General features: G+C 60.2%; 23 protein-coding genes. 3 read left to right on the forward strand and 20 right to left on the reverse strand.

Annotation, left to right across the window (positions count from 1 at the left end; all coding sequences use genetic code 11):
• Window positions 1–98: 98 nt before the first annotated feature.
• The 6 genes from PSH64_RS08585 to PSH64_RS08610 all read right to left on the reverse strand — a co-directional run bounded on the left by PSH64_RS08585 (window position 99) and on the right by PSH64_RS08610 (window position 5463).
• Window positions 99–752, reverse strand: coding sequence for an HAD family phosphatase (locus tag PSH64_RS08585; protein WP_305480451.1), 654 nt, complete (start codon window positions 750–752; stop codon window positions 99–101).
• Window positions 753–786: 34 nt separating this feature from the next.
• Complete coding sequence (locus tag PSH64_RS08590; RefSeq protein ID WP_305480452.1) at window positions 787–1776, reverse strand: ABC transporter ATP-binding protein; 990 nt, start codon at window positions 1774–1776, stop codon at window positions 787–789.
• Entirely contained in the window at window positions 1773–2573 is an 801-nt protein-coding gene (locus PSH64_RS08595; protein WP_253420496.1) for an ABC transporter permease, read from the reverse strand. Before PSH64_RS08595 ends, PSH64_RS08590 begins: the two co-directional genes overlap by 4 nt.
• Window positions 2560–3396 (reverse strand): ABC transporter permease subunit, encoded by an 837-nt coding sequence (locus PSH64_RS08600; protein ID WP_167331172.1) that lies wholly within the window; start codon window positions 3394–3396, stop codon window positions 2560–2562. The genes PSH64_RS08595 and PSH64_RS08600 overlap by 14 nt, the downstream gene beginning before the upstream one ends.
• 5 nt (window positions 3397–3401) lie before the next feature.
• The gene (locus tag PSH64_RS08605; protein WP_305480453.1) at window positions 3402–4208 is read right to left on the reverse strand and encodes an alkaline phosphatase family protein; all 807 of its coding nucleotides are present in this window, start codon (window positions 4206–4208) and stop codon (window positions 3402–3404) included.
• A 187-nt stretch (window positions 4209–4395) separates the two neighbouring features.
• Complete coding sequence (locus PSH64_RS08610; protein WP_305480454.1) at window positions 4396–5463, reverse strand: ABC transporter substrate-binding protein; 1068 nt, start codon at window positions 5461–5463, stop codon at window positions 4396–4398.
• Window positions 5464–5814: 351 nt separating this feature from the next.
• On the opposite strand from PSH64_RS08610, the gene PSH64_RS08615 reads away from it, so the two are divergent.
• A complete protein-coding gene (locus tag PSH64_RS08615; protein WP_007940851.1) occupies window positions 5815–6528 on the forward strand; it encodes a UTRA domain-containing protein in 714 nt (237 codons plus the stop codon).
• Window positions 6529–6563: 35 nt separating this feature from the next.
• Here the strand turns inward: PSH64_RS08615 and PSH64_RS08620 are convergent, their stop codons facing one another.
• The 7 genes from PSH64_RS08620 to minC form a co-directional block, all read right to left on the reverse strand.
• Window positions 6564–8714 carry a mechanosensitive ion channel domain-containing protein gene (locus PSH64_RS08620; RefSeq protein ID WP_105339721.1) on the reverse strand — a complete coding sequence of 717 codons (2151 nt, stop codon included), beginning with the start codon at window positions 8712–8714 and terminating at the stop codon, window positions 6564–6566.
• 77 nt (window positions 8715–8791) lie between these two features.
• The gene (locus PSH64_RS08625) at window positions 8792–8968 is read right to left on the reverse strand and encodes a hypothetical protein (RefSeq protein WP_008005668.1); all 177 of its coding nucleotides are present in this window, start codon (window positions 8966–8968) and stop codon (window positions 8792–8794) included.
• A 182-nt stretch (window positions 8969–9150) separates the two neighbouring features.
• A complete protein-coding gene (locus tag PSH64_RS08630; RefSeq protein ID WP_105339720.1) occupies window positions 9151–10440 on the reverse strand; it encodes a M18 family aminopeptidase in 1290 nt (429 codons plus the stop codon).
• Between the two features lie 195 nt (window positions 10441–10635).
• Window positions 10636–11271 carry an RluA family pseudouridine synthase gene (locus tag PSH64_RS08635; RefSeq protein ID WP_028941050.1) on the reverse strand — a complete coding sequence of 212 codons (636 nt, stop codon included), beginning with the start codon at window positions 11269–11271 and terminating at the stop codon, window positions 10636–10638.
• A gap of 91 nt (window positions 11272–11362) precedes the next feature.
• Window positions 11363–11617, reverse strand: a complete 255-nt coding sequence (gene minE / locus PSH64_RS08640; RefSeq protein ID WP_007940845.1) for a cell division topological specificity factor MinE — start codon at window positions 11615–11617, stop codon at window positions 11363–11365.
• Window positions 11617–12429 carry a septum site-determining protein MinD gene (gene minD / locus PSH64_RS08645; protein WP_305480455.1) on the reverse strand — a complete coding sequence of 271 codons (813 nt, stop codon included), beginning with the start codon at window positions 12427–12429 and terminating at the stop codon, window positions 11617–11619. Before minD ends, minE begins: the two co-directional genes overlap by 1 nt.
• A 201-nt stretch (window positions 12430–12630) precedes the next feature.
• A complete protein-coding gene (minC, locus tag PSH64_RS08650; RefSeq protein ID WP_105339951.1) occupies window positions 12631–13368 on the reverse strand; it encodes a septum site-determining protein MinC in 738 nt (245 codons plus the stop codon).
• A 118-nt stretch (window positions 13369–13486) separates the two neighbouring features.
• Here minC and PSH64_RS08655 point away from each other — a divergent pair, with 118 nt between their 5' ends.
• Complete coding sequence (locus PSH64_RS08655; protein WP_105339719.1) at window positions 13487–14419, forward strand: lipid A biosynthesis lauroyl acyltransferase; 933 nt, start codon at window positions 13487–13489, stop codon at window positions 14417–14419.
• A gap of 35 nt (window positions 14420–14454) precedes the next feature.
• A complete protein-coding gene (locus tag PSH64_RS08660) occupies window positions 14455–15627 on the forward strand; it encodes a patatin-like phospholipase family protein (RefSeq protein WP_305480456.1) in 1173 nt (390 codons plus the stop codon).
• A 142-nt stretch (window positions 15628–15769) separates the two neighbouring features.
• Here PSH64_RS08660 and PSH64_RS08665 read toward each other — a convergent pair whose 3' ends face one another.
• The 7 genes from PSH64_RS08665 to puuE form a co-directional block, all read right to left on the reverse strand.
• Complete coding sequence (locus tag PSH64_RS08665) at window positions 15770–16555, reverse strand: outer membrane protein OmpK (protein WP_096479755.1); 786 nt, start codon at window positions 16553–16555, stop codon at window positions 15770–15772.
• A gap of 482 nt (window positions 16556–17037) precedes the next feature.
• Window positions 17038–18396 (reverse strand): nucleobase:cation symporter-2 family protein, encoded by a 1359-nt coding sequence (locus PSH64_RS08670; protein ID WP_305480457.1) that lies wholly within the window; start codon window positions 18394–18396, stop codon window positions 17038–17040.
• Window positions 18397–18624: 228 nt separating this feature from the next.
• Window positions 18625–19926 carry a urate hydroxylase PuuD gene (locus tag PSH64_RS08675; protein ID WP_305480458.1) on the reverse strand — a complete coding sequence of 434 codons (1302 nt, stop codon included), beginning with the start codon at window positions 19924–19926 and terminating at the stop codon, window positions 18625–18627.
• A 51-nt stretch (window positions 19927–19977) separates the two neighbouring features.
• Window positions 19978–20481: an ureidoglycolate lyase gene (locus PSH64_RS08680; protein WP_305480459.1), complete on the reverse strand. Its 504-nt coding sequence runs from the start codon at window positions 20479–20481 to the stop codon at window positions 19978–19980.
• 122 nt (window positions 20482–20603) lie between these two features.
• A complete protein-coding gene (gene alc / locus PSH64_RS08685) occupies window positions 20604–21599 on the reverse strand; it encodes an allantoicase (RefSeq protein WP_007940834.1) in 996 nt (331 codons plus the stop codon).
• A gap of 88 nt (window positions 21600–21687) precedes the next feature.
• Window positions 21688–22203: a 2-oxo-4-hydroxy-4-carboxy-5-ureidoimidazoline decarboxylase gene (gene uraD / locus PSH64_RS08690; RefSeq protein WP_305480460.1), complete on the reverse strand. Its 516-nt coding sequence runs from the start codon at window positions 22201–22203 to the stop codon at window positions 21688–21690.
• The gene (gene puuE, locus PSH64_RS08695; RefSeq protein ID WP_007940832.1) at window positions 22200–23126 is read right to left on the reverse strand and encodes an allantoinase PuuE; all 927 of its coding nucleotides are present in this window, start codon (window positions 23124–23126) and stop codon (window positions 22200–22202) included. Before puuE ends, uraD begins: the two co-directional genes overlap by 4 nt.
• Window positions 23127–23132: the final 6 nt, after the last annotated feature.

Here is a 23132-nt window from a genome sequence, read left to right on the forward strand (position 1 = left end):
GGGAGTGGGCTTGCTCGCGAAGACGGTGTGTCAGTCGACATCAATGTTAAATGACACACTGCCTTCGCGAGCAAGCCCGCTCCCACATTGGTTTTTGGTTACTTCCAGATATGGATCGGCCAGCCGGCTTTTTCGGCGTGTTCGAGCAACACCGGATCCGGATTCACCACATGCGGGAAATCCACCGTCAGCAACAGCGGTAAATCGTTGCGTGAATCGGAATAGAAACTCGCGCCTTCAAGGTTTTCCTCTTCGGCGTCCAGCCATTCCAGCAAGCGGGTGATCTTGCCTTCGCGGTAGGTCAGGGTGCCGACGGTGTTGCCGCTGTACACCCCGTGCGTCACTTCCAGTTCGATGCCGAGAATTTCGTCGATGCCCAGACGTTCGGCAATCGGCTTGACCAAATGCGTGCCCGAGGCCGAGATCACCAGGATCCGGTCGCCGGCCTTGCGGTGGGCGGCGATGGCTTTGGTGGCATCGCTGAAGATGATCGGCTCGATGAAGTCTTCCACCCAGGGCGCCACCAAGTGCTCGAGCTCTTGCGGCGTGCGACCGATCAGCGGCTCCAGGCTGAAGGCCATGTAGTCTTCCATGGCCAGGTGGCCCCTGCCGTACGCGTCCATCAATTCCTTGTCGCGACGCAGGAAGGATTCGCCATCGACCCAGCCGAGGCGGGCCATCTGCTCGCTCCAAAGCGAGGCGCAGTCGCCGTGGATCAGGGTTTCGTCCAGATCAAAAATTGCCAGGGCCATCAGTGCAGTTCTCTCTTCAACATCAGCAAGGCCATCAGGCTACCTCACACAGGGCTGTCGGATCGATGGAAAGTGCCAGGCGCTGACCATCGGGATGCAGGTCGGACGCCGAGCGGTTCAGCACATCCACCACCAATTCCACCCCCCGAGCTTCCACCCGATAGCGAATCACGTTGCCCAACAGGCTGTGGCTGCGCACCTGCGCGTCGAGTTCGCCGTTGAGGCTCAGTTCGATGGCCTCCGGACGAATGGCGATGCGGTGGGTGATCGGCCGTTGCAACAGTTTGCTGGCGCTGGCGGCGTCCAGCAGGTTGTAGTTGCCGATGAAGCCTGCGGCAAACACATCGACTGGCGCGGTGTAGAGGGTTTCGGCATCGCCGCTCTGTACGATCTTTCCCTGATTCATCAGGAAAATTCGGTCAGACATGGTCAGGGCTTCTTCCTGATCGTGCGTGACGAAGATCGTGGTCAGGCCGAGTTCGCGCTGGATCTGACGGATCTGTTCGCGCAAGTGCTTGCGAATCCGCGCATCCAGCGCCGACAGCGGTTCATCCAGCAACAACAGCCGAGGCCGGGTCACCAACGAGCGAGCCAACGCAACACGCTGGCACTGGCCGCCGGACAGTTGATGCGGGTAACGGGCGGCGAAGTCGTTCAGCTCCACCAGGCTCAACACCTCGGCGACGCGCTTGTGGCTGTCGTCGGCGTTGACCTTCTGCATGCGCAAACCGAAGGCGACGTTCTGCTCCACGGTCATGTTCGGGAACAGCGCGTAACTCTGGAACACCATGCCGATTCCGCGTTTTTGCGGGCTCAGCGGGACGAGGTCGTGACCTTCCAGCAGAATCTGGCCGCCGTCCACCGAAGTCAGGCCGGCGATGCAGCGCAGCAGCGTGGACTTGCCGCAGCCGGACGGGCCGAGCAGGGTGACGAATTCGCCTTTCCTGATTTCACAGTTGATGTCGCTGAAGACGGTGGTGCCTGAGTAATTCTTTTGCAGATGTTGGACGCTGACATAGCTCATTCGCTTTTGTCCTTGTTCAAGATATTGGCCGCCCAGGTCAGAACCAGCACAAAGAAGAAGTAGGAAATCACCAGCGCGCTGGTGAAGTGACCGCTGCTGTTACGCATATTGTTGAGGTAGACCTGCAAGGTTTCATAGCGGGTGCCGACGAGGATGTTGGCGAACACGAACTCACCGAACAGGAACGAGAACGACAGTAGCAACGCCACCATCAGACCCTTGCGCAGGTTCGGCAGCACCACCAGGAAAGCTGCTTGAAAAGTGCTGGCGCCGAGCAATTGTGCGGCGTCCATCAGGTCGCGCAGGTTGATGGCTTGCAGGTTGTTGGTAATGGCCCGATACATGAACGGCAGCGCCACGGTGAAGTAGCAACCGATCAGAATCCACGGCGTACCCACCATCGCGAACGGCCCGGAACCGTAGAGCTGCAACAGCCCCACCGACGACACCACCGGCGGCACCGCGAAGGGCAGCAGGATCAGGATGTTCATCAGCGCGTCGAGCTTAGGGAAGTGGTAATGCACCACGAACAGCAGCGGCAGGATCAGCACCACCGACAGAATCAGCGAGCCGATACACACCAGCAGCGACTGGCCGAACGCGTCGAGAAAGCGCGGATCGCTCCACAGCTGGATGTACCACTTGAAGGTAAAGCCGCTGGGCATAATCGTCGCCGACCAACTGCTGGCGATCGAGTAGATCAAGGTTCCGAGCAGCGGCAATAACAGAATGGCAAACAGCAAATACACGATGACCCGGTGGTAGACACCGACGGGCCCCAGTTCAGCGCGAGACATGGTAGCTCCTCTTCAACAGCAGCTGATGCACGATGGTCACCAGGGTCATCAACGCCACCAGCACCACGGCCAAGGCGCTGGCGAGGTTCGGGTCGAGGGAAATGTCGCCGGACACCATCGCGGCGATGCGGATCGGCAACACGTTGAAGTTGCCGGTGGTCAGGGCGTAGACCGTGGCGTAGGCGCCGAGGGCGTTGGCCAGCAGAATCACGAACGTGCCCAGCAGTGCTGGAGTCAGCACCGGCAGACCGATGTGCCGCCAGAATTGCCAGCCGTTGGCGCCGAGCAGTGCGGCAGACTCACGCCAGTCTTCGCGCAGTGCATCGAACGCCGGGTAGAGCAGCAGCACGCCCAGGGGAATCTGGAAGTAGGTGTAGAGAATGATCAGCCCGGTTTTCGAGTACAGGTTGAAATCCTGAATGATTCCGGCCTGTTTCAGCATGATGGTGAAGGTGCCGTTGAACCCCAGCAAAATGATGAACGCGAAGGCCAGGGGCACACCGGCGAAGTTGCTGGTCATGTTGGCGAACGCATTCACGAAGTTGCGCAGTTTCGAGTCGACCCGGCGCAGGGAGTAGGCGCCGAGCACGGCAATGACGATGCCGAATACGCTGGACCAGAAACTGATCTCGAGGCTGTACTGGATCGCCTGCAAATAGAACTTCGAGTTGAAGATTTTGCTGAAGTTGGCCAGGCCCCAACCGAACTCTTCCGATTGCAGGCTGTTGATCATCACCCAGAGCAGCGGGGCGATCTCGAACACGAAGAAGAAAATCGCGAAGGGCACCAGGCACAGAGCGGCCAGCCATTTACCGCGGGTCATGGCATTCACTTGAGCAACTCCTGGCACACAGGTTTGTCGTGGGGCACGCCCAGCAGTTCGCAGACGGTGCCGCACAGTTCGGTTTGTTTCGGTGCTGCGCTTTGGCTGAAGCTGAAGGCGTCGCCGAGGACGAACAGCGGCACTTCCCGTTCCTCTGGCAACAGGCCGTTGTGCGAGCGGTCGTTGTTCATGCCGTGGTCGGCGGTCACCAGCACCTGGTATCCGCCGTCGAGCCAGCCTTGCAGGTAGTCGGCGAGGATGACGTCCGCCGAGCGGGCGCTGTTGCGGTATTGCGGGGTGTCGAGGCCGTGCTTGTGCCCGGCGTCGTCGATGTTCATGGGGTGGACCAACAGAAAGTTCGGCGCGTGGCGCAGGCGCAGGCTTTCCGCGTCGGCGAACAGGTGCGAATCCGGGTAGTGGTCGTTCCAGTAGAAGTGACCGTGCTGGATCGGCAGTGTGGGGTCGTCGGTGTGACGGTCCCGGGCGGCCACGAACGGCGAACGGTTATACAACTCGCTGACCCAGTGATAGGCCGCGGCGGCGGTTTTCAGGCCGGCGTCGGTGGCGTAATGGTAGATGCTGCGCTGATTGGACAGGCGCGAGACGTTGTTGTGAACGATGCCGCTGTCGATCGGCGTAACGCCGGTCAGAATGCATTCGTAAAGCGGTCGGGACAGGGCCGGCAGTTCGCACTCCAGTTTGTAGAGCGCCGCGCGTCCTACGCCAACGTAAGCCTGCAGATGCCCCATGGCGTGGCGCGCGACTTCGTAGTTGAGGCCGTCGAGCACGACAAGGATGACGTTGTGCTTCATGGGGGTTGGGACTCCGCAAAAACAGGTGTTCGAAAAGGCTCAGGCTTCACTCGATCCAGTGTGGGAGCGGGCTTGCTCGCGAAAGCGGCGTGTCAGTCAACAAATGTGTTGAATGTCAGTCCGCCTTCGCGAGCAAGCCCGCTCCCACATGGATCTCCATCAGATCCCCCAATGGGGATCTATTGCCTTACGGCATATTGATGATGACTTCTTCCTGCCACTTCTGCGGCAGCGACTTGGAGGTCTTTTCCCACGCATCCGCGTCTTTGATCGGCGTGACTTTTTTGTACTGCTCGTTAGGCAGCAGCTTGGCCTTGACCTCTTCCGGCAGAGTCAAGTGCTCGGCGCGAATTGGACGGGCGTTGCCTTTTGCCAGGTTGATCTGGCCAGCGTCGCTGAAGATGTATTCGCGGGCCAGTTTGGCGGCGTTCGGGTGCTTGGCGTATTTGTTGATGATGGTGGTGTAGCCGGAAATCACCGAGCCATCGGACGGAATCAACACGGTGTAGTCATCCGGATTGGCCATCTTGGCCTTGTAGCTCAGGCCGTTGAAGTCCCAGACCACACCGACTTCGATTTCACCTTTTTCCATGGTGGCGATCGTCGGGTTGGCCATGGACAGGCGGCCTTGCTTGGCGATGTCGGCGAACAGCAACAGGGCCGGCTGAATGTTTTTCTCGTCACCACCGTTGGCGAGGGCGGCGGCCAGTACGCCGTTGGCAGCCTGGGCTGCGGTGCTTACGTCACCGATGGAGACTTTGTACTTGCCGCTCTTGAGGTCGGCCCATTTGGTCGGTGCTTCGGAACCGTGCAGCAGCTTTTTATTGATGATGAACGCGATGGAGCCGGTGTAGGCCAGTGCCCAGTTACCGTCCTTGTCCTTGGCCCATTCCGGAACCTGTGCCCAAGTACTCGGCTTGTAAGGTTGCACCACGCCCTGCTTGACCGCGATCGGGCCGAAGGCGGCTCCGACGTCGCCGATGTCGGCTGTGGCGTTGTCTTTTTCGGCGGCGAACTTGGCGATTTCCTGGGCCGAGCTCATGTCGGTGTCGATGTGTTTCAGGCCGTATTTCTTGGCCAGGTCTTCCCAGGTGCCTTTCCAGTTGGCCCAGTCATCGGGCATGCCGACGCTGTTGACGGCGCCTTCCGCTTTCGCAGCGGCTTCGAGTGTTTTCAGATCGGTATCCGCCGCCATGGCGGCAGTGCACAGGGCAATGGTCGAGCCTAACAGTGATGCCAGGAAAAACTGTTTCATCCGAAGCTCCTTTGGGCGTTTTCAACGCTGCGATTGCGGTTGTGTTGGTCTAGGTCAGCAATACCTGAGCCAATTTAGGCGTCCTGGATGACATTTTGATGTCGACGACCGGTCGGCCTGAATTTCCTGTGCTCGGATACGCGGGGTGCGAGATAAGCGTAGACCATGGCTAAAGGGCTGATATGAAAGGGACTTGGCCATAAAATTGCAGGTGTCAGAAGCAACCGTTCGGCGGCTTTGTCATCTGTCAGTCATCTGCAGTGCCTAGGCTTGCAGGCAATTGATGGAGCCCGGTTTCGATCGCGGTTCTGCCCTGAATCAGTGCTGGTCTAGTCCAGATAGGTAACGTTAATGCGCATCGAGACAACCAAAGCGGTGACAGCGATCGGGCAGGTTCTGCAAGAACAGCTCGACCACGGCCTGTTGGCGCCCGGGAGCAAGTTACCGGCCGAGCGCAAGCTCAGTGAGTTGTTCGGTACCACGCGGATTACCGTGCGTGAGGCGTTGTTGCAGTTGGAGGCCCAGGGCCAGATTTATCGCGAAGAGCGGCGCGGCTGGTTCGTGTCGCCGCCGCGATTGGCTTATAACTTGATGCAGCGCAGTCACTTTCACGCGATGGTCAGCGCCCAGGGGCGGGTGCCGTCCACCGAGGTGATTTCCGCGCGTTTGCAGCCGGCGTCAGCGGCGGTATGTGCCTGGCTGCAGTTGCCGGCGCTGTCGAGCGTGATCCAGATCTGCCGCTCGCGACGGATTGACGGGCGATTGGTGTTGTACGTGGAGCACTACCTGAACCCGCAGTATTTTCCGGGGATTCTGGATTTCGATCTGAATCAGTCGATGACCGAACTGTATGCGCGGCATTACGACTTGCACTATGGGCGGGTGCGCTTCGAGATTGTGCCGACAGCGCTGTCGGTGGACGCGGCGGCGGCTTTACGGGTGTCGGTGGGCAGCCCGGGGTTGCGGATTGCCCGGGTCAACTACGATCAGCACCAGCGGCTGATCGATTGTGACCTGGAGTTTTGGCGCCATGATGCGATTCATGTCGGGGTGGATGTGGTCTGAACCCGTGCTGCGCCTGCCCACACGATATTTCCCGTCTACGCAGATTGTTCGCCACCGGGGGTGATCACCTGAATGCTCATGCGCGGTGTCGCCAGATCCAATCCGGCCTCATCCAGATGCCGCTTGAGCGACAGGTTGAACGCCCGGGACACTTCCCACTGCTTGATCGGCGCAGTCTTGAAGCGCGCGCGAAGAATCGCATTGCCTGACTCGAAACTTTCGACCCCCTGGATCTCCAGCGGCGACCAGATGTTGCGCCGTTGCAGCGGGTCGGTGCGCATTTTCTGGCCGACGTCGCGCATCAGTTTGATTGCCTCGTCGATGTCCATGTTCGAGGGCACCGCCACCCGGAAGATCGCGTAGCCGAATTCCCGGGAGTAGTTCTTGATGCTTTTGATTTCGCTGAACGGGATGGTGTGAACGATGCCGTCGATGTCCCGCAGGCGCACGGTGCGGATGGTCAGGCCTTCGACCGTGCCCAGGTGGCCGCCGACGTCCACGTAATCGTCGATGGCCAGGGAGTCTTCGATGATGATGAACAGCCCGGTGATCAGGTCGGCCACCAGCGATTGCGCGCCGAAACCGATGGCCAGGCCGATGACACCGGCACCAGCCAGCAGCGGCGTGACGTTCATGCCCATGTTCGCCAGGGCGACGATCAGAGCAATGATGAAAATCGCCACGAACAGCACGTTGCGGATCAGCGGCATCATCGTCTGCGCCCGGGCATTGGCCAGGCCTTTGCGCGAGCGGGTGAGGGCGTGGTGCACGGCGGTGTCGCTGAGAATCCAGATCAGCCAGGCAAAAATCAGCGTGCCACCGAGGCTGAACAGTTTGACGCTGACTTCATGGCCTTCGCCTTCGGTGAAGCGGATCAGCGACATGCCCCAGACCCGCAGGCCGAGTTCGATGAACGCCAGCCATACCACGAGATGGGCGAGGGTGTAGAAGAAGCTTTTCAGGCGATCCGAATACAACGCATGGCGTTTGGGGCCGCGTTGGGGCTTGAGTGAATGGCGGCGCACCAGCCCGTTGATGACCATGCACAGCACCAGCAGCACGGTGCAGATCAGCGACTGACGCAACGCGGTGCTGGTGTCGCCGGCGGAGACGAAGGTGGCGAACAGCGAGATGCCCACCAGCACCAGCGCCGGCAGATACCAGAAGGTCCCGAGGATCTCGATCGTGTCGCTCAGGGCGCGGCGGGTCAGACGCCGGGATAACGGTTGGTTGCGGATCAGGTGTGCGATGGGCCGCCGGAAACGCAGAATGAAAAGCCCGGTGAAGATCGCCGCCAGCACATTGGCCAACGTTGCCGCCGTATGGGCCAGGTGGCTGCCGAGGCTGGCGATCAGGCGCGGGTCGTTCAGGGCTTCTCCGAAAGCGGCGAAACTGCCGATCAACCATAACGGGCGGAAAGCCTGATGCCGCAGGATATACAAGGCGCGGTGACGATGCGGGCCATCGAGCACGGAAAATGCGATGACGCAGATCGCCGAGAAACAGGTGCCGACCACCAGCGCATAAGCCAGCACCATGGCCAGGCTTTTGCCCAATGACGAGGGCAGGGCGTAGGTCATGTAGACGGTCATGACCAAGGCGATCATCCACGGCCCGAGTTTGCGCAAGGCAAAGCGCAACATGTCCAGGGCCTTGGGGTGTTGCGGCAGTTCTTCGGTGAGGCCGAAGCGCATGCGCACCCGGTGGCCGAGCCAGATCAGGGCGGCGGCCAGCAGGCTCCAGACCATTAGGATCATGGCGAAGGCAAAGATGATCGGTAGCCATTCGTTGGCCGGCAGCATCAGCGCCTCCAGCTCATCCTTGGCCAGATCGACCTCTTCGGACCAGCGCGTGAGGGGGCTGTCGGCACCGGAAAATTGCTTTTCGAAACCGGCCAGGGTGCCGCCGATCAGGCCCAAAACGCCTTGTTCGGTGGTCGGCTGGGCTTTTTTGGTGACGTCGCGCAGCTTCTTCAGGTCCGCCAGGAGTTTGGTCCGCTGCTGATCGTTTTCCAGCGACTTGATGACTTCGTCCAGCGATTGCCCCAACGGCTCTTGCGCTTCTGGCTGGGCTTTAGTCGAGCTGAGCAGGCTTGGCAAACCGACCGCCTGGGCAGGGGCCATCGGCAGCAGTGTCATCAGGCAGACAAGGAACAGACAGGGCAGGGCAAAAAGACGAGCGAACACTAGGCAGTCAACCTCGGATGGGCGAATCGGCCGAGTGTACGAGCCCGTCAAAATCAATGCGAGCCGGGCGTAAGGATTTATTCGTTGAGTTTGGCGAGGATTTTGTAGATCACGGTGGCGAGGATCATCAACATGCCGACCCACATCGCGAACACACCGGCGTTCTTGTCGCGGAAGTTGAAGCCGATGGCCAGCATGATCATCCCGGAAAGAATCGGGATCAGCATGGCATGAAACGAAGACATCGAAATCATGGTGACAGCCTTGTCGGAGGGGTTACTGCAAGTCTAGGTGGCTTTCGGGCGGGCGTTGGTGATGTGAGTCAGAAGCAGCGCAATCCATGTGGGAGCGGGCTTGCTCGCGAAGAGGGAGTGTCAGTCGACATTAATGCTGCCTGACACACCGCCTTCGCGAGCAAGCCCGCTCCCACATGGGATTACGGTAATTCCTGGCAGGCGTAAAACGCGCTCAGCACTTTGACCAGGTGCGCCAGGTCATGGCTGCCGCACAGCTCGCGGATCGAGTGCATGGCGAACGTCGGCAGGCCGATGTCCACGGTGCGCACCCCCAGGTGGCTGGCGGTGATCGGGCCGATGGTCGAGCCACAGCCCATGTCGCTGCGCACCACGAAGCTCTGCACCGGTACTTCTTCGGCCATGCACAAATGACGGAAGAACCCGGCGGTTTCGCTGTTGGTGGCGTAACGCTGGTTGCTGTTGACCTTGATCACCGGGCCGGCGTTGAGTTTCGGGCCGTGATTGGCATCGTGTTTGTCGGCGTAGTTCGGGTGCACGCCGTGGGCGTTGTCGGCCGAGACCAGCAGGGATTTCTGAATGGTCCGGACGAACTCATCCCCTTCGGGCAACAGGCGACGCAGGGTTTGCTCAAGCATCGGACCGTCGGCGCCACAGGCCGAGCAGGAGCCGACTTCTTCGTGATCGTTGCAGACCAGGACGCAGGTTTCGTCGGTTTCGGTCGTCAGCAAGGCCTGGAGGCCGGCGTAGCACGACAACAGGTTGTCCAGACGCGCACCAGCGATGAAATCGCCATGCAGGCCGATGATCGCCGCGCTTTGGGTGTCGTAGAAGCTCAGCTCGTAATCGAGCACCACGTCGGCGTTCAGGCCATGTTCGCGGGCCAGCTGATCGGTGAGCACGGCGCGGAAGTCCACGCGCTCGTCACCGGCGAACTGCGCGAGAATCGGCGGCAATTCGGTCTGGGCATTGATCGCCCAGCCCATATTGGCTTCACGGTTGAGGTGAATGGCCAGGTTCGGAATGGTCGCGATCGGCGCCTTGAAATCAATCAACTGGCTCTCGACCTTGCCATCACGGCGGAAGGTCACGCGGCCGGCCAGGGACAGATCACGGTCGAACCATGGCGCCAGCAATGCACCGCCATAGACTTCGACGCCCAGTTGCCAGAACCCCTGGCGCTGCAGTTCCGGCTGAGGCTTGACTCGCAGGCACGGGCTGTCGGTGTGCGCGCCGACCAGGCGAATACCACCGTGCAGGGGCGAATGGCGGCCCATTTTGATTGCAACGATCGAAGAGTCGTTACGGGTGATGTAGTAACGACCATTGGCTTCGGTGGTCCACGGCTCACGCTCGTCGAGGCGCACAAAACCGGCCGCTTCCAGACGCTGGACAAGGCTGGCGGTGGCATGGAACGGGGTAGGGGAGGCCTTGAGAAAGTCGATCAGGCCTTGGTTCAACTCTTCGCGCATAAGAAGCTCCAGACAGCAGTGGCGCCAGTTTAACGTATTGGCCAAAAAATTGGCGGCGGGCTGACGGTGTTGCGTCTGCAGGTGATCCCTGTGAGAGCGGGCTTACCCGCGAAAGCGGACTGACATTCAACATTAATGTTGGCTGATGCACCGCCATCGCGGGCAAGCCCGCTCCCACAGGTTTTTTTCTTGCGCTTAAAACGGTGCCGGGCACTCAAAGCGCAGGCGTTCGCCGCTTTGCGGATGAGTGAAGCTCAGCATGCTCGCGTGCAGGCACAGGCGTGGCCAGGCGGCCAGGGCTTGCTCATGGGCGTAGAGACCGTCACCCAGCAACGGGTGGCCGATGGAGAGCATATGCACGCGCAACTGGTGGGAACGGCCGGTGATCGGCGTCAGCTCGACGCGGCACCAGTCGCCACAACGCTCCAGTACGCGCCAGAAGGTCAGGGCGTGCTTGCCGAATTCGTGGTCCACCACGTGACGTGGCTTGGTCGGCGGATCGTAGCGCAGGGGCAAGTCGATGCTGCCACTGTCCAGTTCCGGTTGTCCCCAGCACAGGGCGGTGTAGGCCTTTTCGGTTTCGCGGTCGTGAAATTGCCGAGACAGCTCGCGATGAGTGTCCGGGTCACGGGCCAACAGAATGATGCCGGAGGTTTCCCAGTCCAGCCGATGGACAATTCGCGCTTCCGGGTAGCCGTTTTCTTGCAGGCGCGTAATCAGGCAGTCCTTGTTGTCATCGGCCCGTCCGGGGACGGAGAGCAACAGGGTCGGTTTGTCCACCACCAGTACGGCGGCGTCCTGATGGATGATGCGGATGTTGGACAACGGCATTAAAACAGCCTCGTAACAAACGCCAACGGCGACTCAGGCCCCCTCCAGTCATGGAAGGGCCCTGAGCCGCCGTGGCTCCCGCCGGATCGACTCAGCGATCTGGCAGGGTGATATTGAGTTCCAGAATCGAGCAGCTGCCCTGGTTTTCCAGAGCGACGTGCACGTCATCGGACCCGATATTGACGTACTTGCGGATCACTTCCACCAGTTCTTTCTGCAAGGCTGGCAAGTAGTCCGGCGTACTGCGTTGGCCGCGTTCATGCGCCACGATGATCTGTAGACGCTCTTTCGCTACCGAGGCGGTACTGGGCTTTTTGTTGGCACGAAAGAAGTCAAAAAGGTTCATTACCTACCTCCAAAAAGTCGCTCGAAGAATCCCTTCTTCTCGACATCGAGGAAACGATGGTCCACGATCTTGCCCAACAGACGATCGACGGCATCGCTGTACGCTTGGCCGGCGTCGCTCTGGTCGTCGAGAATCACCGGCACGCCCTGGTTGGAGGCCTTGAGGACGGCTTGCGATTCTGGAATCACGCCCAGCAGGGTCACCGCGAGGATTTCCTTGACGTCTTCGACGCCGAGCATTTCGCCGTTGACGACGCGCGTAGGGTTGTAGCGGGTCAGCAACAGGTGTTCCTTGATCGGGTCTTCGCCGTTTTCGGCGCGACGGGACTTGCTGGCCAGCAGGCCCAGCATGCGGTCCGAGTCACGTACGGAGGAGACTTCCGGGTTGGTCACGACGATCGCTTCGTCAGCGAAGTACATGGCCAGGTGGGCACCTTTCTCGATACCGGCCGGGGAGTCGCAGACCACGAATTCAAAGTCTTCTTTCAACTGCATCAGGACTTTTTCTACGCCTTCCTGGGTCAGCGCGTCTTTGTCGCGGGTCTGACTGGCGGCCAGCACGTAGAGGTTTTCCAGGCGCTTGTCTTTGATCAGGGCCTGTTGCAGGTTGGCTTCGCCGTTCACCACGTTGACGAAGTCATACACCACGCGACGCTCGCAACCCATGATCAGGTCGAGGTTACGCAAACCGACGTCGAAGTCGACGATAACTGTTTTGTGACCACGCAGAGCGAGGCCGGTACCGATAGCGGCGCTGGTGGTGGTCTTACCCACACCACCCTTGCCGGATGTAACCACGAGAATCTTGGCCAAGGTGTTTTACCCCTAAGGAAAAAGGACGTTTAGCCCCTGAAAAACATCTCTTGAAAAACTACTGCAGTCGGACAGCCTTGGCTGGAATCCGGTTCTGAGCGGCGTTTACCCCCGGTAAACACTGCTTTTGGCCTTTTTCCTACTTCGTTTGAGCCGTTTTCGCTACGTTTTAGAGATGCTTGGAAAATGCGGCAGTATCCGTTAAAGCCGAATGATGTTCAACACGTCACCCGACAGGCTGACTTGTACGCCCGCGCCCCACAATGGATCGCGTCGCAGGTCCTCGGAAACCTTGTAGTGGCCTGCGATGGAGACCAGTTCAGCGGTCATTTGCTGACAGAAAATCCTGGCTTTCGTGTCGCCTTTGACGCCGGCCAGGACACGACCGCGCATCGGGCCGTATACATGGATGTTCCCGTCGGCGAGAAGTTCCGCCCCCGGGCTGACCGACGAAATCACCACCAGATCGCTGCCCTGGGCATAAATCTGCTGGCCACCCCGTACTGGCGAGGTAATGATTTTCGTGGGTTTGATCGTCGGCTCCGGTGGTTTTTCCGGTTTTTTCGCAACGACGCCTTCGAGCGGGTCGAGCGGGCGTTCCCGCGCGCCGGAGGGCGGCAGCACCGGCAGATCGACCGCAATGGCCGCTGCGATGTCTTCGATGCGGCTGGCACGGATCGCCAGGGTGCGCAGGCCATGCTGGCGGCAGATGCGCATCAGCCCCGGCAGGTCGACCGAGCCTTCGCTGGCCGGGAGTTTGTCCAGGGCCAGTACCAGCGGCGCGTTGCTGAAGAAGTTGGGCGCCTGGGCGACCTTGGCGGCCAATTGGCGATCAAGGTTCTCGAGGTCGTTACGGGCCAGTTCCAGCACCGTAATGGCGAGCATGCTGCCCTTCAACTGGAACACGGGATCTTGGTCTAGCGGTTCGGTTTGGCTCATGGTCGGCATACAACGGCTTGTCACTAAAAGTGCCGAGACTTATAACGAGAACGCCCGCGGGCCGCAAGCCGGGTCGAACGATGTAGAATGCGCGGCCATTGTCTTTCCGGAAGCTTTAATGGAACGCCCGCGATTTCGAACAGCATTTCTTTCTCCGCGTTTCTGGCCGCTGTGGTGTGGCCTGGGGCTGTTGTGGCTGATTGTGCAGTTGCCGTATCCGGCGTTGCTGGCGATCGGTCGCGCCCTGGGTGCATTGATGTACCGAGTGGCCGGCGACCGACGGCGCATTGCCAAGCGCAATCTTGAGCTGTGTTTCCCTGAAAAATCCGCTGCCGAGCGCAAGCGCCTGCTCAAGGAAAACTTCGCCTCCACCGGCATCGCCTTCTTCGAGATGGCCATGAGCTGGTGGTGGTCGCGCAAGCGTCTGGCGAAACTGGCCCATGTCGAAGGCCTGGAGCATTTGAAACAGGCCCAGGCCGAGGGCAAGGGCGTGATTCTGATGGCCGTGCACTTCACCACGCTGGAGATTGGCGCGGCGTTGCTCGGTCAGCAGCACACCATTGATGGCATGTACCGCGAACACAAGAATGCGTTGTTCGACTACATCCAGCGTCGTGGCCGCGAGCGGCACAACCTTGACTCGCTGGCGGTGGAGCGCGACGACGTGCGCGGTATGCTTAAACTGCTGCGGGCGGGGCGGGCGATCTGGTACGCACCGGATCAGGACTACGGCGCCAAGCAAAGTATCTTCGTGCCGCTGTTCGGAATTCAGGCGGCGACCGTCACCGCCACCAGCAAATTTTCACGGTTGGGCAAGGCGCTGGTGGTGCCGTTCACTCAGCAGCGCCTGGCTGACGGCAGCGGTTACCGACTGGTGATTCATGCGCCGCTCGAGGGTTTTCCCGGCGAGACGGAAGAGGCCGATTGCATTCGGATCAACCAGTGGGTCGAAAGTGCTTTGCGTGAATGTCCGGAGCAATACCTTTGGGCGCATCGCCGCTTCAAGAGCCGTCCACCGGGCGAGCCGAAACTGTACGCCAAACGCGGTTGAATCACCGATCCCTTCAAGCACCATGGAGTGTTGCAATGAGTTCTGCTGAACCGGTTACAGGGTTGATTCTTTCCGGCGGTGGGGCTCGGGCGGCCTATCAAGTGGGCGTGCTGGCGGCGATTGCCGAGCTGTTGCCAATGGGCGCGGCGAATCCGTTTCCGGTGATCGTCGGCACCTCGGCCGGGGCAATCAATGCGGTCAGCCTGGCCAGTGGGGCGACGGATTTTCGTGGCGCGATCGAGCGTCTGACGGCCTTCTGGCAAGGTTTTCGCAGCCATCTGGTATTACGCAGCGATTGGCCCGGGGTGATTCATCAAGCCACCCGTTTTGTCAGTCACAACCTGATGGGCATCGGCTCGCCGGTGCCGGTGGCCCTGCTCAACAGCTCGCCGCTGCGCCGCTTACTCAATCACAGATTGCACATGCCCGGGATTGCCGAAGCGATTGCGCAAAAGCAATTGCGGGCCGTAGCGGTTACAGCGTTCGGCTACGAGTCCGGTCAGGCGGTCACGTTTTATCAGGGCGGCGGGACCATCGAATCCTGGTTGCGCCATCGGCGAATCGGCGTGCCGACCCAGCTGACTGTCGACCATCTGCTCGCCAGTTCCGCGATTCCATTGCTATTCGCACCGGTAAAAATCGGCGAAGAATATTTCGGCGATGGCGCGGTGCGTCAATCGGCACCGATCAGCCCGGCCCTGCACCTGGGCGCCAGTCGCGTGCTGGTGGTGGGCGTCAGCGGCAACCCGCGCGGGGTCGATCCGCAACAGCCGCTGCAACGCGCCTACACCGGTCAGCAGCCGACCCTGGCGCAAGTCGGTGGGCACCTGCTCAACAGTACGTTCATTGACAGCCTGGAAAGTGACATCGAGTTGTTGCAGCGTCTGAACCAGTTCAGCCATCTGCTGCCCGATGGCATCTCGAGTCGTGCATTGGGGGCGGCGCCAGTGGATGTGTTGGTGATTTCACCGAGTCAGCCGATCGATGAGATTGCGGCGCGGCATCGCCAGGAACTGCCGGCGGCCTTGCGCCTGTTTTTGCGCGGGCCGGGGGCGACCAAGACCAGCGGGGCGGGGGTGCTGAGTTATCTGCTGTTCGAGGCGGGGTATTGCAGCGAATTGATTGACCTGGGGCGGCGCGATGCGTTGGCCAAACGGGATGAGCTGTGCCGGTTTCTGGGGTTGGTGGAGCCTGCGGTTCCGGCTTGAGATTGGCGGCGCGGCCTTCGCGAGCAAGCCCGCTCCCACATGGGATCTCCGGTGAACACATTATTTGTGATCACCACTGAATCAACTGTGGGAGGGGGCTTGCTCGCGAAGGCGCCCTTCCAGACGCCGCATAAAGCAAAGATCAGAAGTGGAACTTCACCAGCAAGCTCGTGTTGCTCTGATCGGTCTTGAAGTACTGACTGTCCCTGATCCCGTACTTGTCCGACCAGTAGTCGTACTCGACACCCACATACAACTGCTTCTCGCCAATGTTCAGCGCCTTGCCCAAGTCGTATTTGATCTGCGGGTTGAAGTGCAGGTTGGCGTGGTAGGTGCCTTTGCTGTTCTTGTCGTTGTCGACCACCCAGTCCATGAAGCCATCGATCAGGATGTTCGAATCGCCCACCGGAATGGTGTAGGACCAGACCGGTGTGATCTGCCACACGTTGTCACCGGGACGGCTGCCTTCGGTGTGACGCTGGTAGAAGTTCAGCTGGAAGTAATCGAAGCCGGGAATCGCCAGGTCGAAACCCGGACCGATCAGGTAGGACTCGGTATCGCCCTCACCGAACTCGTACGTCATGGCCAGCAGCACGTCCTTGACCGGGCCGAACTCCAGTTTCTGATCGAAAATCTTGCCAAACGACAAGCGTGGGCTGATTTCGCCGTAGTAGGTGTTCGAACCGACGCCGGGGTCGTCCTTGCCGTTGTAGAAAATCTTGTCGACGAACACGAAGTTGTCGCCGTATTTCCAGGCATCGGCGTGCTCGAAAGTGACGGTTTGCTGAATGCGCGGGTTGACCTGGAAGTCCTTGCCATAGAGGTAGGTCAGGCTGTTGTTCTGCCATTGCAGCAAGTCGCCGGCCATGGCCTGGCCCCCGGCCAGCAAGGATCCCGCGAGCATCAGGCTGGTGCACGTACGTTTCATTCGGTTGCTCCCAAAAAGTAGGTGGTTCCACGTTATTTTTCTAAGGTCGGCGCTCTGGTGTGGCGCCTTTTCTTGCTGCTGTAAAAAATCATCCATTCGGTCAGCTTTGGTGCTGTTAGCAAGAGCTGAGCCAAGGCTTTCAAAAAGCCAAAAAATGCCCGTTCGGCTGTTCTAAAACAGTCGATTGAGCGTCTTTTCGGGAAGCCTTGGTACTGTCCAGAGCCGGGGTAAGTTGGCTTTCTGGTCAGGAATTAAATCCGCGCTTTTTTTTGGACCGGATTCGGGCGGCCGCGGAGAATACTGACTCCTTGGCCAGGTCTCAAGTGCCCCGCAACAGAGCACTGGCGACAGGTGTGGGGCATTGCTGAACGACAGACTTGTCTGGGTACGAATCATCTGTTGCTCCCTCTTGTTTTTATTGTTTGAGGTGCAGGCAGCCACCCCTGTGGGAACTCGCCACAGGGTGTGTGCTTTGTACTGGGTCAGTGTGGGTGGGCGTGGCAGTCGTTAACGGCTGCGCGTTCGTGACCGCCGAGAATGTTGAACAACAGGTTCAATGCCAGGGCGCTAAGCGTGGCCATGGCGATGCCGCTGTGGGTGATCGGGCTCATCCACATCGGCAGGTGGGCGAAGAATTCCGGACGCACGACCGGGATCAGTCCCATGCCGATGCTCACCGCCACCAGCAACTGGTTGCGCCGGTCACCGATGTCGGCCTCCTGGAGAATCTTGATCCCGGTGGCGGCGACCATGCCGAACATCGCGATTGCCGCACCGCCCAAGACCGCCGGCGGAATCGACGCCACCAGGAACGCGGCTTTCGGCAGCAGGCTCAGCACCACCAGCAAGCCACCGGCGACGATGGTTACCGAGCGGCAACGTACGCCGGTCATCTGCACCAGGCCGATGTTCTGGGCGAAAGAGGAGTGGGTGAAGGTGTTGAAGAAACCGGCGAAAAACGAAGCGCCGGCATCGCACAGCAAGCCGCGCCGCAGCATCCGTGGCGTGACGTCCTGGCCGGTGATTTTGCCCAGCGCCAGGAACATTCCGGTGGACTCGACGAAGATGATCACCACCACCAGGCACATCGACAGAATCGGTGCGAGCTCGAATTTCGGCATGCCGAAATGCAGCGGGGTGACGATTTGCAGCCACGGCGCCTGGTCCATCCCGCTGAGGTCGACCATGCCGATCACGCCGCAAATCGCGTAACCCAGGCACATGCCGATCAGCACCGAGATGTTGACCCAGAAATCGCGCATGAAGCGGTGGACCAGCAGAATGGTAGCCAGCACCAGTGCAGCGATGGCCAGGTAGACAGGCGAACCGAATTGAGCCGCGCCAGCACCGCCACCGGCCCAGTTCACGGCCACGGGGAACAGCGACAAACCGATCGAGGTAATGACGGTGCCGGTCACCAGCGGCGGGAAGAAGCGCACGACCTTGGACATGAAGGGAGCGATGAGCATGCCGAAAAAACCGGCGGCGATGGTCGCGCCGAAGATCCCTTGCAGGCCGATGCCGGGCATCCCGGCCATGGCCACCATGCTGCCGACCGCGGCGAAACTGGCGCCCATCATCACCGGCATGCGAATGCCCATCGGGCCGATGCCCAGCGACTGGACGATGGTGGCGATACCGGCCACCAGCAGGTCGGCGTTGATCAGAAAGGCGATTTCTTCACGGTTCAGGCCGGCGGCCTGCCCGATGATCAGCGGCACTGCAATGGCGCCGCCGTACATCAACAGAACGTGTTGCAGACCGACCAGGATCAGTTGCACAAGGGGTAAACGGGCAATGGCGGGTGCGTCGGGGATGCGCGCTTCGGATAGCTCGGACATGCAACACCTCGGATCTTTTTTATTCTTGTGATTTTTGTATCAGGCAGACCTGTGGCGAGGGAGCTTGCTGTGGCGAGGGGGCTTGCCCCCGTTGGGCTGCAAAGCAGCCCCAATCCCAGCAATCGCGTTCTATCTAGAGGACCGCATCCGCCGGTTTTACGACCGCTTCGCGGTCGAACGGGGGCAAGCCCCCTCGCCACACAAGCCCTGTCTCCATCAAGTTTTTACTTACTTGGTCGGCGCTCCCTGAACAATCCACGCGCCGATCAGGTCACGTTCCTGCTGGGTCATCTGGGTGATATTGCCCAGTGGCATGATCTGGCTGGTGACGGCCTGGGCCTGGATGCGAGCGGCGTTTTGGCGGATCTGTTCTGGCGTGTCGAACATCACGCCGGCGGGTGCGGCACTGAACAGCGGGCTGGTGGGTTTGGCCGAGTGACAGACCGCGCAACGTTCCTGAATCACGCTGTGAACCTTGTCGAACGTCGGGCCCTGATTCGAGGCTTGGGCCGGTGCAGCGGCAGGCGCATCAGGTTGCGCCGCTTCAGGTTTGGCACCACCGCCCAAGGCGGTTTCCGGCAGCGGCTGGTACTCGATGGTCCCGGGTGCCTTGGCCACTTCAGGTGCGCTGGACATCGGCGCCGGGCCAGTCACGTATGCCAGGCAAATCATGCCGACCGCCGCAACGGGCAGGGTCCAGGCGAATTTGTGGCTGTCGTGACGGGTGTTGAAGTAGTGACGCACCAACACCGCCAGCACCGCGATCCCGGCCAGGATCAACCAGTTGTACTGGCTGCCGTAGGTGCTCGGGAAGTGGTTGCTGATCATGATGAACAGCACCGGCAAGGTGAAGTAGTTGTTGTGCCGCGAACGCAGCAAACCTTTGGCCGGCAGCGCCGGATCGGGCGTGCGGTTTTCGGCGATCGCCGCCACCAGGGCGCGCTGGGCCGGCATGATGATGCGGAACACGTTGCCGACCATGATGGTGCCGATGATCGCGCCGACGTGCAGGTACGCGCCACGACCGCTGAACACTTTGCTGAAGCCGTAGGCGGCGCCGATGATCAGCACGAACAGGATTGCGCCTAGCAGGGCAGGGCGTTTGCCCAGGGCCGAGTCGCAGAGGAAGGAGTAGATGAACCAGCCGATGAACAACGAGCCGAGGCCGATGGCCACGCCTTCAGGGCCGCTCAGGGTGCTGCCCGGAGCCAGCAGGTACAGCGTCGGGTTGGAGTAGAACACCACGCACAGCAGCGCGATCCCCGACAGCCAGGTGAAATAGGCTTCCCATTTGAACCAGTGCAGGTTGTCCGGCATGGTCGGTGGAGCCAGTTTGTATTTTTCCAGGTGGTAGATACCGCCGCCATGGATCGCCCACAAATCGCCCGCCAGGCCGTTTTTCGGGTTGACCCGATTGAGGTTGTTTTCCAGCCAGACGAAATAGAACGACGCGCCGATCCAGGCCACGCCAGTAATCATGTGAACCCAGCGCACGCTCAGGTTCAGCCATTCCAACAGATGTGCTTCCACAGTCTTTACCTCTCGCCCGTCACTCTGTTGTCGAGTGATCGGACTCTTCTCTTATTGGTGGGGGGCGAGGATCAAACACTCATCCTCTTTGAAAAAATGCTCATCGCAGTTGTTGCCTGTGCCACTGCGATCAACCACCAGGAAGTCATCCCGCTTTTCGATCGTCAGCACCGGGTGGTGCCAGACGCCGCGATGGTAATTAATGCCCTGCCTGCCGTTGGTGACGAAGGCGCGGACCAAGCCTGATACAGGTGCATCGCCAAGTGGCGCGACCACGATCAGAAAGGGGTTGCCGAGCAGCGGAATGAACGCCTGACTGCCCAGCGGATGGCGCTCCAGCATGCGCACGGTCAGCGGCATGTCCTGCGCGTCGGCGCGGAAGATGCTGATGATCGCCTTGTCCTCTGGCGTGGCGGTTTCCACCGTCGCCAGTTTGTGGAAGCGCATGGTCGAACCGTTGTTGATCATGAAGTGATCGCTGCCGTCGGTTTCGATCACGTCACCGAAAGGGGCGAAGGCTTCTTTGGTCAGCGGTTCAATCGTCAATGTGCGCATGCTGGTCTTCTTTTCGTTAAGTTCTGTGTTGTCTGTTCTGGCGTCTTCGCGAGCAAGCCCGCTCCCACAGGGGAATGCATTTCAAATGTGGGAGCGGGCTTGCTCGCGAATGGCCTCACCGCTTACTTGGCGACCTTGCCCAATACCCGCAGGCGGCTCACACCACCATCCGGGAACACGTTCAGGCGGATGTGGGTGATCGGGCCCAGTGCCTTGATCTGCTCGGCGAAGGTGTGTTCGGCGTGCATTTCCAGCTTCTGGCTTGGCAGCAGTTCGCGCCAGAACAGCGATTGGGTTTCGATCTGGCTGTCGGTGCCGCCCTTCACGAATGCGCCCTGGATCGAGCAGCTGTCCGGGTAGTTGCCCTTGAAGTGCAGGGTGTCGACGATGACTTTCTCGACTTCACCGGCATGGCCCAGCGCGACGATCACCCAGTCATTGCCCGGCGTGCGACGGCGGGCGGTTTCCCAGCCGTCGCCCATGTTGATGCCGCGGCCCGGGTTGAGGATGTTGCTCATGCGGCCGAAGTGTTCGTCGGAGCAGGCGAGGGCGCGACCGCCGTTCAGGGCCGCAGCCAGGTCGACCTGTTCGTTGTCGCCGACCGCCGACCAGTCGCGGAATGGAATGCCATACACACGCAGGCGGGCCACGCCGCCATCCGGATAGATGTTGAAGCGCAGGTGGCTGAAGGCTTGGTCGTTATTGATTTCGTGGTAGTGGTGGCTGTTGCCTTGCAGCTCGACGGCCGACAGCACTTCAGTCCACTGGGTATTCTCGTCCGGCTCGCCCGAGGCCAGGAAGCAGGCTTCCAGGGAGGCCGATGGCGGGTAGTTGCCGGTGAAGAATGAAGTGTCGATGTCCACGCCTTTGATCGAACCCGGCACGCCCAGGCGGATCACTGCGCTGTCGTAGCCTTCGAAGCGCTTGCGGCGCGACTCCCAGCCGTCCATCCACTTGCCGTTGTCATCGAACACGCCCTCCTTCCACACGGCCGGAGTCGGCTGGAACAGACGGTTGGCGTCTGCGAACCAGTCATCGGTGACCGAGATGATTTTGGTGCCCAGACGGGCGTCGGCCAGGTTGACGAACTTCTCGAAAGGTACGGCGTAAGCTTTCATTCTTCTTGTCTGCCTTTAATAAGTTGGCTTGGGATGCTTGCAGTGCCCTGGGTGCTGTTTGCGTTTGAGAACACTCGGGCAAAGCTCGCTATAGGGTCAGTAATCGGAACAACGCGATCTTGTTGATCTGCGCCAGCGCGCATTTGAATTCGGTGTCGACCGAATTGTGAATGCGCGTTTCGAACGCCGCGAGGATCTGGTGCCGGTCGCTGCCTTTTACCGCCATGATGAAGGGAAACTTGAACTTGGCCTTGTAGGCGTCATTCAGCTCGGTGAAGCGTTCAAACTCATCGCTCGAGCATTGGTGAATACCGGCGCCAGCCTGTTCATTGGTGCTGGCTTCGGTCAGTTGGCCCTGGACGGCGGCTTTGCCGGCCAGGTCCGGGTGAGCGTTGATCAGGGCCAGTTGGCTGGCGTGATCGGCGCTCAACAGGATGTCGCTCATGCGCTGGTGCAGGGTTTCGATCTCGTCGATTGAAGCGTCCTGGCCCAGATCGAAGGCCTTCTCGGCCACCCATGGCGAGTGTTCGTAGATATCGGCGAAGGCTTCGACAAACGCGTCGCGGCTCAAGGTCGATGGCTTCAGTGTCTGGAAGTGGCTCATTTGGCGGCCCCTTGGTACGGGTGGGTTTGCTGCCAGTGGCGAGCGATGTCGACGCGCCGGCTGAACCACACCTGTTCATGGCTTTTAGCGTATTCGATAAAGCGTTTGAGCGAGGCCAGGCGCGCCGGGCGGCCGATCAGCCGGCAGTGCAGGCCGATCGACAACATTTTCGGGGCTTCGGCGCCTTCGGCATACAGCACGTCGAAAGCGTCTTTGAGGTATTCGAAGAAGTCGTCGCCCTTGTTGAAACCCTGGACCTGGGTGAAGCGCATGTCGTTGGTGTCCAGGGTGTACGGGATCACCAGGTGCGGCTTGCCGGTCGGGTTGTTCGGTTCCCAGTAGGGCAGGTCGTCGTCGTAGGTGTCGCAGTCGTAAAGGAAACCGCCTTCCTCCATCACCAGCCGACGGGTATTCGGACCGGTGCGGCCGGTGTACCAGCCCAGTGGGCGCTCGCCGGTGATTTCGGTGAGGATGCGGATCGCTTCGAGCATGTGCTCGCGTTCCTGCGCTTCGTCCATGTACTGGTAGTCGATCCAGCGATAGCCGTGGCTGCAGATTTCGTGGCCGGCCTCGACCATCGCGCGGATCACGTCCGGGTGACGCTGGGCGGCCATGGCCACGGCGAAGATGGTCAGCGGGATGTCGAATTCCTTGAACAGTTTCAGAATCCGCCAGACGCCGGCACGGCTGCCATACTCGTAAAGGGATTCCATGCTCATGTTGCGCTCGCCTTGCAGCGGCTGCGCCGAGACCATTTCCGAGAGGAAGGCTTCGGACTCTTTATCGCCGTGAAGGATATTGCGCTCGCCACCTTCCTCGTAGTTGAGCACGAAGGACAGGGCGATGCGGGCATTGCCCGGCCAGTGTGGGTGAGGAGGGTTACTGCCGTAACCGATCAGGTCGCGTGGGTAGTCAGCGCTCACTGCAGT

This window comes from Pseudomonas sp. FP1742 (genome assembly GCF_030687145.1).
GTDB lineage: Bacteria > Pseudomonadota > Gammaproteobacteria > Pseudomonadales > Pseudomonadaceae > Aquipseudomonas > Aquipseudomonas frederiksbergensis_D.

Coding starts and splice junctions, on each gene's coding strand:
- PSH64_RS08585 (WP_305480451.1), bottom strand. CDS start 752: ATGGCCCTGGCAATTTTTGATCTGGACGAAACCCTGATCCACGGCGAC.
- PSH64_RS08590 (WP_305480452.1), bottom strand. CDS start 1,776: ATGAGCTATGTCAGCGTCCAACATCTGCAAAAGAATTACTCAGGCACC.
- PSH64_RS08595 (WP_253420496.1), bottom strand. CDS start 2,573: ATGTCTCGCGCTGAACTGGGGCCCGTCGGTGTCTACCACCGGGTCATC.
- PSH64_RS08600 (WP_167331172.1), bottom strand. CDS start 3,396: ATGACCCGCGGTAAATGGCTGGCCGCTCTGTGCCTGGTGCCCTTCGCG.
- PSH64_RS08605 (WP_305480453.1), bottom strand. CDS start 4,208: ATGAAGCACAACGTCATCCTTGTCGTGCTCGACGGCCTCAACTACGAA.
- PSH64_RS08610 (WP_305480454.1), bottom strand. CDS start 5,463: ATGAAACAGTTTTTCCTGGCATCACTGTTAGGCTCGACCATTGCCCTG.
- PSH64_RS08615 (WP_007940851.1), top strand. CDS start 5,815: ATGCGCATCGAGACAACCAAAGCGGTGACAGCGATCGGGCAGGTTCTG.
- PSH64_RS08625 (WP_008005668.1), bottom strand. CDS start 8,968: ATGATTTCGATGTCTTCGTTTCATGCCATGCTGATCCCGATTCTTTCC.
- PSH64_RS08630 (WP_105339720.1), bottom strand. CDS start 10,440: ATGCGCGAAGAGTTGAACCAAGGCCTGATCGACTTTCTCAAGGCCTCC.
- PSH64_RS08635 (WP_028941050.1), bottom strand. CDS start 11,271: ATGCCGTTGTCCAACATCCGCATCATCCATCAGGACGCCGCCGTACTG.
- minE (WP_007940845.1), bottom strand. CDS start 11,617: ATGAACCTTTTTGACTTCTTTCGTGCCAACAAAAAGCCCAGTACCGCC.
- minC (WP_105339951.1), bottom strand. CDS start 13,368: ATGAGCCAAACCGAACCGCTAGACCAAGATCCCGTGTTCCAGTTGAAG.
- PSH64_RS08655 (WP_105339719.1), top strand. CDS start 13,487: ATGGAACGCCCGCGATTTCGAACAGCATTTCTTTCTCCGCGTTTCTGG.
- PSH64_RS08660 (WP_305480456.1), top strand. CDS start 14,455: ATGAGTTCTGCTGAACCGGTTACAGGGTTGATTCTTTCCGGCGGTGGG.
- PSH64_RS08665 (WP_096479755.1), bottom strand. CDS start 16,555: ATGAAACGTACGTGCACCAGCCTGATGCTCGCGGGATCCTTGCTGGCC.
- PSH64_RS08670 (WP_305480457.1), bottom strand. CDS start 18,396: ATGTCCGAGCTATCCGAAGCGCGCATCCCCGACGCACCCGCCATTGCC.
- PSH64_RS08680 (WP_305480459.1), bottom strand. CDS start 20,481: ATGCGCACATTGACGATTGAACCGCTGACCAAAGAAGCCTTCGCCCCT.
- alc (WP_007940834.1), bottom strand. CDS start 21,599: ATGAAAGCTTACGCCGTACCTTTCGAGAAGTTCGTCAACCTGGCCGAC.
- uraD (WP_305480460.1), bottom strand. CDS start 22,203: ATGAGCCACTTCCAGACACTGAAGCCATCGACCTTGAGCCGCGACGCG.